General features: G+C 58.9%; 10 protein-coding genes and 2 pseudogenes. 2 read left to right on the top strand and 10 right to left on the bottom strand.

The annotated features are described in order from the left end of the window. Window positions 1-47: 47 nt before the first annotated feature. The 10 genes and pseudogenes from ACZ1HN_RS23890 to ACZ1HN_RS23845 form a co-directional block, all read right to left on the bottom strand. Window positions 48-659 carry a 3'-5' exonuclease gene (locus ACZ1HN_RS23890; protein ID WP_472729431.1) on the bottom strand — a complete coding sequence of 204 codons (612 nt, stop codon included), beginning with the start codon at window positions 657-659 and terminating at the stop codon, window positions 48-50. Window positions 660-679: 20 nt separating this feature from the next. Continuing rightward, entirely contained in the window at window positions 680-1456 is a 777-nt protein-coding gene (locus tag ACZ1HN_RS23885) for a hypothetical protein (protein WP_472729430.1), read from the bottom strand. A gap of 1 nt (window position 1457) precedes the next feature. Then, window positions 1458-1977 (bottom strand): annotated as a pseudogene (locus ACZ1HN_RS23880) (hypothetical protein). 3 nt (window positions 1978-1980) lie between these two features. Next, a complete protein-coding gene (locus tag ACZ1HN_RS23875; protein ID WP_472729429.1) occupies window positions 1981-3801 on the bottom strand; it encodes a DUF294 nucleotidyltransferase-like domain-containing protein in 1821 nt (606 codons plus the stop codon). A gap of 105 nt (window positions 3802-3906) precedes the next feature. Continuing rightward, window positions 3907-5691 carry a sodium:solute symporter family protein gene (locus ACZ1HN_RS23870; protein ID WP_299592766.1) on the bottom strand — a complete coding sequence of 595 codons (1785 nt, stop codon included), beginning with the start codon at window positions 5689-5691 and terminating at the stop codon, window positions 3907-3909. Window positions 5692-5701: 10 nt separating this feature from the next. Further along, window positions 5702-5980: pseudogene (locus tag ACZ1HN_RS23865) on the bottom strand (DUF4212 domain-containing protein); the annotation flags it as partial. 259 nt (window positions 5981-6239) lie between these two features. Then, window positions 6240-6926 (bottom strand): adenylate kinase, encoded by a 687-nt coding sequence (locus tag ACZ1HN_RS23860; RefSeq protein WP_472729428.1) that lies wholly within the window; start codon window positions 6924-6926, stop codon window positions 6240-6242. Next, complete coding sequence (gene acs / locus ACZ1HN_RS23855; RefSeq protein ID WP_472729427.1) at window positions 6926-8944, bottom strand: acetate--CoA ligase; 2019 nt, start codon at window positions 8942-8944, stop codon at window positions 6926-6928. The genes ACZ1HN_RS23860 and acs overlap by 1 nt, the downstream gene beginning before the upstream one ends. Window positions 8945-9266: 322 nt before the next feature. Continuing rightward, a complete protein-coding gene (locus tag ACZ1HN_RS23850) occupies window positions 9267-11228 on the bottom strand; it encodes a sensor histidine kinase (protein ID WP_472729426.1) in 1962 nt (653 codons plus the stop codon). 9 nt (window positions 11229-11237) lie between these two features. Next, window positions 11238-12191, bottom strand: coding sequence for a RepB family plasmid replication initiator protein (locus tag ACZ1HN_RS23845; protein WP_472729425.1), 954 nt, complete (start codon window positions 12189-12191; stop codon window positions 11238-11240). 682 nt (window positions 12192-12873) lie between these two features. Between ACZ1HN_RS23845 and ACZ1HN_RS23840 the strand changes: the two genes are divergently transcribed. Continuing rightward, a complete protein-coding gene (locus ACZ1HN_RS23840; RefSeq protein WP_472729424.1) occupies window positions 12874-14079 on the top strand; it encodes an AAA family ATPase in 1206 nt (401 codons plus the stop codon). Next, complete coding sequence (locus ACZ1HN_RS23835; protein WP_472729423.1) at window positions 14076-15065, top strand: ParB/RepB/Spo0J family partition protein; 990 nt, start codon at window positions 14076-14078, stop codon at window positions 15063-15065. Before ACZ1HN_RS23840 ends, ACZ1HN_RS23835 begins: the two co-directional genes overlap by 4 nt. Window positions 15066-15092: the final 27 nt, after the last annotated feature.

The following is a 15092-nucleotide window of genomic DNA, read 5'->3' as shown; positions in this document are numbered from 1 at the left end:
CTACTCAGTAGTATAAAGGGGCAAAATGGTCCGACGCAAGAGATGCATCAGTTCAAATCCTGCAGCAGCCTTCCATGCTTTTTGCTTTCTGCAATCACATCCGAAAGCCTACGCAGCCCTTTTCCTTCCAGAAGCGGGATCAGCTTGACCAATGCTTCCGCAGTCACTTGCGCATCCCCCAAGGCTGTGTGCCGCTGTTCGGACGGTATGATGATCTCAAGGCGATCACATAGCGCATCCAGCGTGTGTTCTTCGGTCGTACCGAAGACAATCGCGGACAAAAGGACGGTGTCCAGAACGGGATGATCCCATGTCACACCCATCCCTCCCTCGGCACGGCGCAAAAACGCCAGATCAAATGGGGCGTTATGCGCGACCAGAACCGCATCATGGCAGAACCCATGCAACGCACGGCCCGCCGTGGCGAAATCTGGCGCCCCTACGACATGGGCATCCGACACACGGTGCACCGCCGTCGATGCAGGGGGTATCGAACGGCCAGGATCGACATAACTGTCAAGCGCTTCGCCTTCGACAATCCGTCCGTTCAAAACACGTACCGCCCCCAACTGCACCACGTCGTCCTTGTCAGTGGACAGACCCGTTGTTTCGGAATCAAACGCCACAAAACACAGCTCGGACAACGCCGTATCCTGCATGTCTACGCCGTCACCGGCATTCAAGAGATCAAAGTCATAGACCAGCGGGGCGCCGCCTCGGGCTTCAAGGGCACCTCGGGCATGTCGATCAGCAGCATGTACCCTGCCCGGTCCAGCGGCTTCAGCTTCGCCATAAATGTCGTTGTTGCGTCCTTGTCCCGCAGGTCAAAGGCCACCTCGCCCCCCATCTGGTTCAGCGTGGACTTCGCCCGCCCCAGATCAGCCGCATAGAAGTAGTCAACCAAAGGTGCCTTGAGCCGCGGGGGCGCAATGCCAGACAAGATGTCCGCCGCCTGCCCGTCGTACAGGACGATCCCCATACGCTCGTTCACCATGATCGTGGCAACAGGAATCTCGGTCAAAAGAGCGGTTAGACGTTCGGCCTCTGCCTGCAATCGAGCAGTCTTGTGCGCCACGGCAGATGCTGTGTTCATGACACTTGAGCTAAGCGTGTGCGATACGGCCTGCGCGGCCGGAGCAAGATCCCCAAGATAACGAGCCGCATCCACATCCAACTCCCCCTCAACACCTGAATGTGCCCGCAGCCTCAAGTTGGCAGCAAGCGTGTTGATCGGCTTGGCAACATTCTCATCGAACAAAAGCCAGATCACGACAGCCAACCCGGTGTTGAGAAATGCGAAGACAACAAAGGCTGTCACGAATGGTCCGGTCGGCAATGTGGACTCGGCGCGCACCCATCCAAAGTACAGCGCCCCAGCCGCCAGCCCTGCCCCGCCTGCCGCCACAAGGCAGAAAAACAGGAAAATGCGCAGGCGCAAGGACAGGCGGGTCAACATATCAGATCTCGCACACCATGGTCAGGATTGGATCATCGCCGGGTATCGCCTGCCAGTCTGCATCGACAACCGCACCATCGGTCGAAAAATCTGCGCCGTCGATTAAAATGGCCGACTGCGCTTTGGCACAGTCGAGCAACATGGGTGTCTGGTTCACCGGCGACCAACGGCCAAAGAAATACAAATCAACCAACCGCTGATCCGGCTGCGCATCGTTCCGGCGCAGGGTCGCCATGTCCACCGCCACAAACCGTTTTGTATACGGGTAGGCTTGCGTCCAGGGTCGCAGCCAGCTCTGCTCATCCACTGTCATCGCGATCTCTACACCTGCAGGGCAGCCGCTCTGCCGTGCGTCCGAACCACGTGTATTCGTTGGAAATGGTCATACCGATCATCCCGGCACCCGCCGCGACAGGCATCAACCATTTGGGTAAGCGCTTTCTCAATGCGATGTTCAGCACCATGACAAGGCCCGCACAGCCGATTCCGGCAAAGATAGTTGCGATCAATTCAACAAACATGGCCTATCCCAACGCTCCCTTACCCGTACCGATGGCTGACTGCATGGTTTTGACCACCACGAACGCGTCCCGCAAGTGGCTGCGCTCGAAATCCGAAAGGGTCGCGGGAGACAGGTAGTTGTCCGGCCCCTGCCCCGCCTTCACCTGTGCAGCCTGATGTTCCAGCCGCGTGGTGGCGATCAGGTCATAGGCATCCAGCAGGTCAGCGCCACCCGTCGCAGATAGCCCACCTGCGGCCATTGCCGCTTCGATCCGCGCCCGGGTGTTCACTGCTGTTAGCTGCCCCTGCAAGGCATAGACCCGGCCCAGATCAACGACCGGCACCACACCATTGTGCTTCAGGTCCAACCGATTGCGATGCTCTCCCGACCGGATGGTCGCCAGCCCACGCAGCATCCCCAAAGGAGGGTAATGCTTGAGCGAGTTGGCAATCAGGTGCGCTACAAAAATCGAATTGCGCGACGCCTTCGCCAACGTCTCGGCCTGCAGGTCGTCAAACAGGCTTTCGTCTCCGCCGATGGGCCGCAGATCGAACATGACCGAGGCCAGCATCTGCGCCTCGGGATTGGGTTTGGCGATCCAACCGGTAAAGTACGCGCGCCAGACAGACAACGGCTGACACCAACGCGGGTTGGTCGCCATCATGTCGCCGGGGCAATAGATATAGCCACAGGTATTGAGCCCATCGCAAACAATCCGCGCCAGTTTCGCAAAATAGGGCAAGTCCGCATCCGTCGCGTCATCGGACAAGATCAGGCAATTGTCCTGATCCGACACACCCGCCTGCTCCCGCCGACCCTGAGATCCACAGGCCAGCCACAGATACGGCACAGGCGGAGCACCCAGCTCTGCCTCGGCCAGAGACAGCAAGCGCCGGGTCACGGTATCGGCGATATCGGTGATCAGACGGGTGACAATATCATGCCGGGTCCCCATGCTCACCAGCTGTGCCAACAGCGCCGGGATCTCGGCCGTGACACGGGCCATGGCAGGCGCATCATCCGCCTCGGCCAGACGGCGCACCAGATCGGCAGAGGACAACGCTTGAAACCGTGTCAAGTCTGTCTGAGTGACAATGCCCAACAGCTGCCCATCCTCGACAATAGGCACGTGGCCAATGCGCCGTTCCATCATCATATGCAGCACATCCATACCCAACGCACTTGGCGGCAGGGTCAGGGGATCGGGCGTCATGATTGTAGACACAGCCTGACCAGAATCCACACCACCGGCAACAACCTTGGCATTCATGTCGCGGACCGTGACGATCCCCTGAAAACACTCCGATCCCGCCACACAGATGGATGAGATATGGTGCTGTGCCATCTGCTGCGCCGCCGCACGGATCGTATCATCCGGCAGGCATGTGACCGGATCACGGGTCATCAACTGATCAACGGGTAAAACCGTCAAATCCTTTGCCGCCGCCTGCGCCGGACGACGACGATCAAAGAACCGTGCCACCTTGGGATGCTCACGGATCAATTCGTGCAACATCTGGGCCGGTACCAGGATCAGCGTTGTCTGACCAATCGCGACAGCCGTGCGCTGTGATGGGCCACCTCGCAGCAAAGCGCGTTCACCAAATGAGTTGCGCGGGCCCAATAGGGACAATTGCACATCCGTCTCATCCGTGACCTCAACCTCGCCTGCAACGATGACATAAAGATACCGGATCGCGTCCCCGACCTGAAACACGGGCACGTCGTCGGCAAATGTCTCGACCGTGCATCGACCAACCAGTGTCTTCAGATCATCCGCGCTCAGCGCGTCATAAGGATGGACCGAGGCCAGGAATTGCGCGTGTTCAGTCTCAAGAGGCATCACATCACCCTGCGAAGGACAAAAACCTGCCCACGAGGATCGCGGACAGGTTCAGGATCAAAAGGCGCATCGCAGGGAAGAGAGACTGCGATGCGCCCGAGGGCCTTAGTGGTCCGCGGCTGCAGTACCCGCCCCGCGGGGGATACGCACGCTTTCCACCAGGTCCTTGATCTCTTGCGGGGTTTCCTTGGTCATGCCGGACACCACGTAAGCTGTGGCGAAGTTGACCATGGCCCCGATCGCGCCGAACGATGTCGACTTGATCGGCCCCAACAGCGGATTGTCATCCGTGAACATGTTGGTGTCCGGGATAAAGAACCAACCCTTGTGCAAGAAGATATAGAGCAAGGTCACAACCAGACCGGCCAGCATGCCAGCCACAGCCCCCACGTTGTTGATACGGGTCGAGAAGATGCCCATCATAAGCGCAGGGAAGATCGACGCCGCCGCCAGACCAAAGGCCAGCGCCACCGTCTGGGCCGCAAAGCCCGGCGGGTTCAAGCCCAGGATCACGGCCACCACAATCGCCGCCGCCATTGAAATACGGGCCGCAAGCAGCTCGGACTTCTCTGACATGTTCGGCGTCAGCTGACCCTTCAACAGGTCGTGGGACACCGCGGAAGAGATCGCCAGAAGCAGACCTGCCGCCGTGGACAGAGCCGCCGCAAGGCCACCCGCGGCCACAAGGCCGATCACCCAACCCGGAAGGGACGCAATCTCTGGGTTCGCCAGCACCAGAATATCCCGGTTGAACTTGGTCAACTCATTGCCCACCCATCCGTTCTCGGCCGCCTTGGCCTGCAGATCAGCATTTTCGTCGTTGTAATACTGGATCAGGCCGTCGCCGTTCTTGTCTTCCCAATCTAGCAGACCGGTTTGCTGCCATGTCTCCATCCAGGCATATTCCGGATCGCTATCGATTTGCTCGACACTCACCGCCGCATTGTCGATCCCATTGGGCCACATCAGTTCCGAGATGTTCAGGCGTGCCATCGCACCCACGGCAGGCGCGGTCAGGTACAACAGGGCGATGAACACAAGCGTCCAACCGGCAGACCAGCGCGCATCCGACACTTTGGGCACGGTAAAGAAGCGCATGATGACGTGAGGCAGACCCGCCGTCCCGATCATCAGGGACAAGGTGAAAAGCACCATGTTCAGAGTAGATCCATGGGCCGCCGTGTACTCGGCAAAGCCAAGATCGGTCACGATCTGGTCGAGCTTGGCCAGTAGCGGCTCACCACTTTCGGTCGATCCAAACAGACCCAACGCGGGGATTGGGTTGCCCGTCAGTTGCAGCGAGATGAAAACCGCCGGAATGGTATAGGCAGTGATCAGAACGCAGTACTGCGCCACCTGCGTGTACGTCACACCTTTCATGCCGCCAAACACGGCATAGGCAAACACCACGCAAGACCCGATCAGCAGCCCCCATGTCGCATCAATCTCAAGGAAGCGACCAAAGGCGATGCCGACGCCTTGCATCTGGCCGATCACATAGGTGATCGACGCCACCAGCAGGCAGATCACGGCCACCATGCGGGCCGATGAGCTATAGAAACGATCGCCGATGAATTCAGACACCGTGAACTTGCCGAACTTCCGCAGGTAAGGCGCCAGAAGCAGCGCAAGCAGCACATAACCGCCCGTCCACCCCATCAAGTAGGATGAATTGTCGTAGCCGGTAAAGGCGATCAGGCCCGCCATCGAGATGAAAGAGGCCGCCGACATCCAGTCCGCCGCCGTGGCCATCCCGTTGGTGACTGGGTGCACGCCGCGACCCGCGGCGTAGAACTCGCTGGTCGAGCCCGCGCGGGCCCAAACAGCGATGCCGATGTAGAGCGCAAAGGACGCGCCAACAAACAGCAGGTTGAGTGTAAACTGGTCCATCGTTCTTACCCTCGTCCACGCCGTACTGCTTATCGAGCCTGTTCATCCGCCAGGCGTAGAAAAAGATCAGCACCAGAAAGACGATGATCGAACCCTGCTGCGCAAACCAAAAGCCCAGGTCCGTGCCACCCACAGAAATTCCGCTCAGGGCTGGCCTGAGGACGATGCCAAAGCCAAAGGACACAAGGGCCCAGATCACCAGCGAAATTAAGATCATGCGGACATTGGCCGCCCAATAGCCTTTGTCCCTCTCCGTGACTTGAGCAATGTTTGTCGTTTCCTCCGACATCGTAGCTCCTCCTATCGTTTCCGTTGCGGGGCGCGCGTGGCCCCTTTGGTCTATGGCACCCGAATGATGTTGCGGGTTGCCTTCGAAATTTCAGTCACTGTGCTGCGCCTTGGGGCCGTCAGCGATGACCCAGATCAAGGCAGGCACAGCGATCTTTCCCGGCCCCCAAACACACGGGGGCCTATCTGCGCCCTTGCGGGGCGCAGCCACGGCCACACACACAGCCGCGTTTTACAGTTTCGTCAGGCAGGTTCGGGCGTCAGCCCGCAGCCTCCCGCACCATCCCCGAAAGGGTCGTCGCGATTGCGTCGATCTCTCCCATCGCATCCAGGGATTGCAGCACGCCTTTGCCCTCGTAATAGTCAATCAGCGGCGCTGTTTGTTTGTGATACTCGGTCAGCCGTTGGGCGACCGTTTCGGCATTGTCATCGGCCCGGCGTTTCATATGGGTACCCCCGCATTTGTCACAGGTGCCCAGCACAGCCGTCGGCTTGTGCACGTCATGATAGCCTTCACCACAGTTGCCACAGGTGAAACGGCCCGAGATACGGGCGACCATCGCTGCGTCGTCAACCTCAAGGCTGATGGCCGCATTGATGTGCTGCCCTGCGTCGGCCAGCAGTTCGTCCAACGCCTCAGCCTGCCCGGTCGTGCGGGGAAATCCGTCAAGGATCACGCCGTGGCCACAGTCCTCATCGCCCAAGCGGTCTTTGAGAATGGCAATGACGATTTCGTCGCTCACCAGCCCGCCCGCTTCCATCACAGCTTTCGCCGCCTCGCCAGCGTCCGTACCCGCCGCAACAGCGGCACGCAGCAGATCGCCGGTGGAAAGCTGCACAAAGCCATGGGCGTCTTGCAGCATACGCGCTTGGGTCCCCTTCCCTGCTCCGGGCGGTCCAAGCAGGATGAAAACAGGCGCCGTGGCCGTTACCTGAGCACCATCCATTAGACATCACTCCGGTTCATGCGGTTTTCGATCAGATCTTCGACGACCGACGGATCGGCAAGGGTCGACGTATCACCCAATGACCCGAAATCATCCTCAGCAATCTTGCGCAGGATACGGCGCATGATCTTGCCCGAACGTGTCTTGGGTAGGCCCGGCGCCCATTGGATCAGGTCGGGTTTGGCAATCGGCCCAATCTCGGTCCGGACCCAGACCTCCAGCTCCTTGCGCAGCGCGTCGCTGGGCTCTTCGCCGTTCATCAGGGTGACATAGGCATAGATGCCCTGCCCCTTCACCTCATGCGGATAGCCCACGACCGCGCTTTCCGCGACCTTGGCATGGGCCACCAGCGCGCTTTCAACTTCGGCCGTGCCCATCCGGTGACCGGACACGTTGATCACATCATCGACGCGACCAGTGATCCAGTAATCACCGTCGTCATCCCGACGACAGCCATCACCTGAGAAGTAATAGCCTTTGTAGTCCCCGAAGTAGGTCTTCTCGAACCGCTCGTGATCACCCCAAACGGTGCGCATCTGACCGGGCCAGCTGTCCTTTATGCACAGCACGCCCTCAATCCCATTGCCGTGCAGCTCAATACCGCTTTGCGGGTCCAGAACGACAGGTTGCACGCCAAAGAACGGCTGCTGGGCAGAACCAGGTTTCAGGTCCGTGGCGCCGGGCAGCGGTGTCAGCATGTGACCACCGGTTTCGGTCTGCCAGAACGTATCGACGATAGGACAATTCCCCTTGCCGACCACCTCGTGATACCAGTTCCACGCCTCGGGGTTGATCGGCTCACCGACCGAGCCCAGAAGACGAAGCGACGACAAATCGTATTTCTCGACCCATTCATTGCCAGCACCCATCAGGGCACGAATAGCCGTGGGCGCGGTATAGAACTGCGTGACGTTATGGCGTTCACACACGTCCCAGAACCGGCCCGCGTCAGGAAAGGTCGGCACGCCTTCGAACATGATCGTGGTCGCACCATTCGCCAGCGGACCATAGACGATATAGCTATGACCAGTGACCCAGCCGACGTCGGCCGTACACCAGAACACATCGCCTTCGTGATAATCGAATGTGTATTGATGGGTCATCGCGGCATAAGTCAGATAGCCGCCCGAAGTGTGCACAACACCCTTCGGCTGACCGGTCGAGCCGGAGGTGTAGAGGATGAACAACGGATCTTCGGCATTCATCTCGGCTGGCGCGGCGTAGTCCGACGCCTCCAGCGCCATCTCGTTGCAATCATAGTCGCGATCGGTCCAGGTCGTCTGACCCCCTGTCCGCTTCACCACCAGACACTTCACGCTGTCCTTGCAATGCAGAAGCGCCGCATCGGTGTTCGACTTCAGCGGCGTCTCTCGTCCGCCTCGGGGCGCGTAATCGGCGGTAATGACGACCTTCGCTTCACAACCGTTGATCCGCGCCCCAAGCGCGTCCGGGGAGAAACCGGCGAACACGATGGAATGGATGGCACCGATGCGGGCACAGGCCAGCATCGCATAAGCGGCTTCCGGGATCATGGGGAGGTAAATGACAACCCGGTCGCCTTTGCGAACCCCAAGCTCTTCGAGGATGTTTGCCATCTTGCAAACAGAGCTGTGCAGGTCGCGATACGTAATATGTTTCGGCTCTACCTTGGACGTATCATCTGGTTCCCAGATGATGGCCGTCTGATCGCCGCGCGTCTCAAGATGCCGATCGATACAATTGGCCGCCACATTCAGCGTGCCATCTTCGAACCAGCGGATGTCGATGTTGCCGGGTTCGAATGACGTATTCTTGACTGATGTATAAGGCTTGATCCAATCCAGCCGTTTGCCATGCTCCCCCCAGAACGCTTCCGCATCATCCACCGACGCAGCATACATCTTGGCATAGCCCTCCGCGTCCAAATGGGCGCGTGCCTTAGTCTCTTCCGATGGGGGAAGGTCGCCGAATTCGGCGTGCTTTGAATATTCATGTGTCTCCTCCGGTTTGGGATCAGATCCGCTTTTCATCGGCTTCATCACCCGGGGCGTGCATCACTCGCCTGTCGAAGTTGACCATACACGGTTTTGTAAAATCATGCGTTGGGCACTGGTCTTGAACAGTTTTTTTGTAAATTTCTGTTCTGCGGCATTACCCGATCTGTAAACTCTTTTAAATCAGAACAGATTTTTCCATGTTTTTCTGCAGCATAGCATTTTCCCGCAAAGATAGAACGGTATCCGTTTGTATACTGTTAGCGTAAGACAAGTTGACAGTGCTGACTGTGACAAATTGTCAACCAACGGTGACGTATGGCCGGCATACCCAGAATCACGTAGGTGGCGCGCACCCGACTCGGCCCTAAGCGCTGAATGACAAAGCGCCGGTTTCCTGCTCAGCCGCAGGCAACCAAATCTCGAAACAGGCACCGCCCGCTTCGCGGTTGTACGCGCTGATCAGCCCCCCTGCCCTCTGGATCAAGGTTTGTGAGATCGACAGGCCCAGACCCGTCCCCTCGGCCTGCTTGGTAGTGTAGAACGGAGCAAAGACATCATCGACCCGATCCGGCGCGATGCCGGGTCCAGTATCTGATACGGTCAGCTGCACACCTTGCACACTGTCACGATCCGCATCTGCCGTATGCAGGGTCAGCGTTCCTTGTGATCCCATCGCTTGCACGGCGTTCATGATCAAGTTGATCAGCACTTGCTGTAATTCACCGGGATCAATGCGTACGTCTTGTACGGCATCAAACCGTGTTTCGACGTCAATGTCAGCTTGCGAAATCACGTGATTGACCAGCACCAGACAGTCCGTCACCACGGGTTCCAACGGCACGGTTTGCTCCAGATCCGCAAACTCTCCCGGCCGTGCAAATTGCAGCAGCTTGCCGACGATGGTCTGGATGCGGGCAATCTGGCGGTCCACCAGCCCCAACTCGGTCCGGATGGCGGCACTGTCTTCCCCAAGGCTCTCTCGGATCACATCCATATTGCCCTGAATGACGGCCACCGGGTTGTTGATCTCATGCGCGACGCCTGCGGTAATCTCCCCAATCGAAGCAAGCTTTTCGCTCATCACCAATTGGCGAAACGTCTCTTCCAGTTTTTCATTGGCGCTTTGCAGCTGTGCCGTGCGTCTTTCGACACGCACGTTCAACTCTTCATTCAATGTACGCAGTTCCTGATCCCTCTCCTGCACCTGGTCCAGCAGATCATCAAGGTGGCCGGCGACCTCTCCAATCTCACCCGTGCCCCCCTCTTCACCATTGCGCGCTGACAGATTGCCCCGCTGCACCAGAAACATGGTGTGGGTCATACGTTCGAGTGGCGCAAAGATACCCTTTGCCAACCGCAGGAACACCGGCGCAGACAACAGCAGCACAGCGACAAAGGCACCGAGGATGGCAAGGAACGCGTTGCGCTTGGCGATGGTAAACGGCTCTTCCAGAAATCCGACGTAGAGCATGCCGACATGATCCCCGAAGCTGTCCGTCAGTGGCAGATAGCCCGAGATGTACCAATCGTTGACCACAAATGCGCGGTCCAGCCATGTGCGCCCCTCGCCCAACACCTTCCCCCGCACTGCCGCCGACACGCGGGTGCCAAGCGCGCGCACCTCCTCGAACAGGCGGACATTGGTGGACACGCGCACATCCTCCAGGAACAGCGTCGCCGTCCCCTGCCGTGATCCACCGCCTGTAGCGTCCTGATAAACCAGCGCATTGATCGTATCGATAAAGCCAAGGTTGCGGTTCAGCAGGATGCCCCCCACCAGCACGCCGTCGCGCCCCGGTAAGGTCACAGGAGTCGCCGAGTGGATGACCATACCGCGATCCTCGACCGTGCGGTCCGTTGGAACCGCCGCCTCTGTGTCGATCAGCGGCAGGCGCGCGCGTTCTGCCAGGTCGGGTGAGATCGCGGCCAACATCTCTCCGCTGAAAATGTCGATCTCGGTCCGCCCCTGTCCTTTTGCAGCACTTTGAATAACGGGCCAGACGTCGGCCATGTCCGCACGCGGCAGAAAGTAGAGAAAATCCAGCCCAAGCGTCGCGCGCTTTTCCTCAAAGAACGCATTACGCCCCGAAGGCGGTGTTTGTGCAAACTCGACCGACCCCGCCACAGCCTGCAACTCATCCCCCGTCTGGACCATCAGCCGCGACAGGTACTGTTCGGCGATCCGCAGATCGCTTTCCACGTTGGCGATCAACACCTGGTCATAGTCTGCCGTCCACCGCGTCATGCCCAGAAACAAGAGCAGCGGCATCAGCACGACCATCGGTGCAAGGGCCAGGATCAACAGACGGAAACGAACGGAGTTCATGGGTCTACGCTAGCGCAGCGGGTTGTTTTCCGCAAAGCTCCGGAAAAAGGCGAGGTAAGCGCGGTCCGCATCGCGCGGCGGCTCCTTGCCCTGTGCCCAGGCACGCCACTCCTTTTCGACATGGTAAATGTCGTAGCCAGGATAGCGCAGACGCGCAGTCTCGTAGGTTTCCGTGCGCAGCGCAGGGCCTGCGGCTTCCAGCCACGCGGGCCGGGGTTTCAGATTCTCGGTGGTATTGGTCATCCGCGCCTTGCGCCCGACCTTGGAGAAGGACAACTCCCGCTCCGTCTCGGCCGTCCCTGCCCCATCCTTGCGCCACCACTTCAATTCGATATGCGTGACCCGCCGCCCCGTCTTCACCGGATCAATCTCGACCACGTAATCCGACAGCATGTTCACCTCGGCCACCGCCGGTTCAATCGCCCGCAGCTTCAGGTTCGACCAAGAGGTCAGTTTGCCCTTGGGAACGCCCAGCACCCCGCGCAGATCATCCAGCGCAAACTTCTCAGATGACCGATAGCGCAGGTTCCCCCGCTTCTGGATCATCTCATAAAGCGTCAGCGCATATTTGGAACTGAGCGCAAACATCACCTCGCGCTGGAGCCGGGCAAAGACAGTTGAGTCCTTGATGATCTTGCGAAGCCGCTGCGGGATTTCGTATTCCAGCACCCCGTCCCGCCGCGTCGTCTCGATGTTTCCGCCCAGCAGCTGCACCCGCTCGATGGCATCTTCGCCTTCATGGGTGACCTTCACCTTGACGATGGCCGACATCAGCCGCTCGACCGACTCCTCTACCCTGTCATTGGAATTGTGTGACCCACGCAGATCGGATTTCGAGATGACATGCGTCACCGGCTTTTCAATCGCGTCCCACGCATTTTCCAGAAGCTGGTTATAGATGCGCCGGTCGGCCAGCGTCAGCGGCGTGACCTCGACCAGGTCCACCAGCTCACCGGGCTTCACTAGGCTTTGCGCATTTGGCCGGGCGTCTATCGTCCGGTAGGATTGGGTTGGGCGATCTCGCCATGCTGCTCTTCTCTTACCTCTGACGGGCAGTGTGACGTAAGAATAACAGCAGGCGCGGGACGCGTCCACGAAAACGAGGGCACCCAATTTGTAAGGTTAAACGGGCATAAGGGAATCAGTAGTCCCGCCAAGTGATCTGAATAACGCCCAAAAATCAAAGGGCTGAGTCGCTGCTGAGACTCACCCAAAACGTAAGGATTGGAGGCCACCCGATACGTAAGCTTTGCCTCCCCCAGATGTAGGAGTTATCGTCCCAAGACGTAAGCAGAACCGCCCCGGAATGTAAGTCCCAGCGCCTCTTTTCCTATGAAATTCAGCGCTTTGAGCTGAGGGAACACTGAACACTATGAAATTAGAATAGAGGGGTGTTTTCTGTTTGGGGTTTTGATTGTGTTTTGTGGCAAACGTCGGCTCACCGAAGCCAACCACATACATAGTGGGTTCTGTCGCGCTTAAGATGCGCTAAACTTCCAAACAGAGCGCAATGATCACCCAATTTCCAACCATTGGGCGCCTATCATCCAATTTCCGCTTTTTTCGTCCCTATCCTCCAAAGTTTGCACTTGAGGCAAACGCTCGCACCCGTCATGATTCGGGCCAACGCCCCCATAAGAGGTCCATGATGGAGCAGTCCGCCCTTCCCCCCGTCTCCCTTGAGGAGTTGGACAAACTTGCCACTCGCGCCTCGACGGTGATCGACCGGTTGAGGGACCGGCTCTATGCGCCGGGGGCTCAGAAAACGCTCGATCTGCGTTTCAACGTCAAACGCGCCGCAGACATGGTGGGACGTAGTGACAAGCTGATCCGTGATGCCGAAGCAGATGGCCGTCTCCCAATGCCGGAAAAAGACCCTAACACAGGGCGCCGCACGGGATATTCCCTCGCGGACGTCAACCGAATGCGGCAGGTGTTCGGCACCCTGCCCCACCGCGCAGACAGCGATCCAGCGATGGTCCTTGCCATCCAGAACTTCAAGGGCGGCGTCGGCAAATCCACGATGGTCTGCCACTTCGCCCAGCACCTCGCCCTGCGCGGTTACCGCGTCTGCGTCGTGGATTGTGACAGCCAGGCCAGTACCACCTCTGTCTTTGGCCTGAACCCCGATGTGGACGTGGATGAAGAAGAGGATACGCTCTACCCCTTCTTCCGCCACGGCGGACCGCAAGACCTGTCCTATGCTCTGCGCGCCACCTACTGGCCCAACATCGCGCTGATCCCTGCAAATCTCGGTCTCTATGACGCGGAATACGAATTTGCCGCCCGCATGGCCCGCGAACAGGTGTTCGTGCTCGACCGCCTGCGCAACGGGTTGGAGACGATCAAGGACCGGTTCGATGTCATACTGCTGGACCCACCCCCTGCCCTCGGGATGCTGTCACTTTCGGTGTTGCGCGCAGCGGATGCATTGGTGATCCCTGCCCCGCCCAACAACATCGATTTTGGCTCCACCGCGCACTTTTTGAAAATGCTGGGTGCCACGCTCAACGAGCTCGCCCGCCATGGGGGTACGCGCGATTATGCCTTCGTTAAGATCCTCGCAACCAAGATGAATGACTCGAAATCAGCGCATATGGCGATCAAACGGATGATGGACGCGGTCTTTCCCCTCGACATGTTGCAATCGGTGCTCAAGGACAGCGCCGAGATCGACAATGCCGCGGCGAACCTGTCTACCGTCTACGAGCTGACCGGCCCGGCCACCCGGACCGAGACGCACAAACGCTGCCGCGCCTATCTGGACGCTGTGAACCGCGAGATCGAAGTGCTGATCCGCAAGACATGGCCAAGCCATCACGCAGGGCTGCGCAAGGAGGGACTGCTATGACCCGCAAACATGATGCTATTTTTGACGATGTTCTCAGCGATTTGGAGGCCGTGCCCGATGCGTCCGACCGCGCCGGTGCCCGCTTTCTCAAACGCACCACGGCGATCAGCGACAGGTTGGCCGGAGAGGTCGAGGAAAAGACACTGCGCTGGATCGACCCGGCCCGGTGCCGCATGTGGGAGCGGCATAACCGAGATTATGCTCTGCTGACCGAAGACAATTGCCGCGACTTGATCGACGGTATCCGTTCTCAGGGGCAGCAGGAGTTTCCTGCCATAGTGCGGCCCGTCGATGACGAGGATTATGATTTCGAGGTGATCTGCGGCGCGCGCCGGCACTTCGCTGTAAGCTGGTTGCGTGCCAACAACTACACACAGTTCAAATACCTGGTGGAAGCGCGGCAGCTGTCGGACGAAGAGGCTTTCCGGCTGGCGGATATCGAGAACCGCGACCGCGAAGACATCTCGGACTACGAACGCGCGTTGGACTATGCGGATGCGGTTGCGCGCTACTATGGCGGCAAGCAAAAGGCGATGGCAGAGCGGTTGGAGGTCAGCCAGCCGTGGCTGTCGCGCTATCTGCAATTGGCGAAGCTGCCGCAAGCCATTGTCGACGCCTTTCCGAACATCCGAGAGATCCGCGAACGGAATGCACGCGAATTGAAGCCGCTTCTGGCACAGCCGGGTACAGCGCGCGCGGTTTTGGAAGAAGCGGGCGCCATTGGTCGCGAACAGGCGCGAGCCCGTACCGGGCGTGGATCCTTTGTGGATGCAGCCACAGTCATGCGGCGCTTGTCACGGGCAGGCAAACCTGCACAGCCCAAGGCAGAACCCGATGGAAAGGTGTTCCGCCGGAGTGTCCATGACAAGGGCATTGCCGTCGTTCAGAAGGGCCGTAAGGTGCGGATCGAATTTGAAGCGGGTATGAGCCGTATGCAATTGCAGGGAGCGTTCGACGCCTACCTCAAGGCCGAGTTCGACAGCTAGTTCGAAGAATTGCCCATGGGCAATTCT

The sequence above is a fragment of the Tateyamaria sp. GN1-10 genome (assembly GCF_055693845.1).
Note: the sequence above shows the minus strand (reverse complement) of the source record. Positions and strands in the feature narration are given on the sequence as shown.

What these genes read in the sequence shown, in the direction of transcription:
- ACZ1HN_RS23835 (WP_472729423.1), top strand. Translation starts at nt 14,076, where the DNA reads ATGACCCGCAAACATGATGCTATTTTTGACGATGTTCTCAGCGATTTG.
- ACZ1HN_RS23850 (WP_472729426.1), bottom strand. Translation starts at nt 11,228, where the DNA reads ATGAACTCCGTTCGTTTCCGTCTGTTGATCCTGGCCCTTGCACCGATG.
- ACZ1HN_RS23890 (WP_472729431.1), bottom strand. Translation starts at nt 659, where the DNA reads ATGCAGGATACGGCGTTGTCCGAGCTGTGTTTTGTGGCGTTTGATTCC.
- ACZ1HN_RS23840 (WP_472729424.1), top strand. Translation starts at nt 12,874, where the DNA reads ATGATGGAGCAGTCCGCCCTTCCCCCCGTCTCCCTTGAGGAGTTGGAC.
- ACZ1HN_RS23875 (WP_472729429.1), bottom strand. Translation starts at nt 3,801, where the DNA reads ATGCCTCTTGAGACTGAACACGCGCAATTCCTGGCCTCGGTCCATCCT.
- ACZ1HN_RS23870 (WP_299592766.1), bottom strand. Translation starts at nt 5,691, where the DNA reads ATGGACCAGTTTACACTCAACCTGCTGTTTGTTGGCGCGTCCTTTGCG.
- ACZ1HN_RS23860 (WP_472729428.1), bottom strand. Translation starts at nt 6,926, where the DNA reads ATGGATGGTGCTCAGGTAACGGCCACGGCGCCTGTTTTCATCCTGCTT.
- acs (WP_472729427.1), bottom strand. Translation starts at nt 8,944, where the DNA reads ATGAAGCCGATGAAAAGCGGATCTGATCCCAAACCGGAGGAGACACAT.
- ACZ1HN_RS23885 (WP_472729430.1), bottom strand. Translation starts at nt 1,456, where the DNA reads ATGTTGACCCGCCTGTCCTTGCGCCTGCGCATTTTCCTGTTTTTCTGC.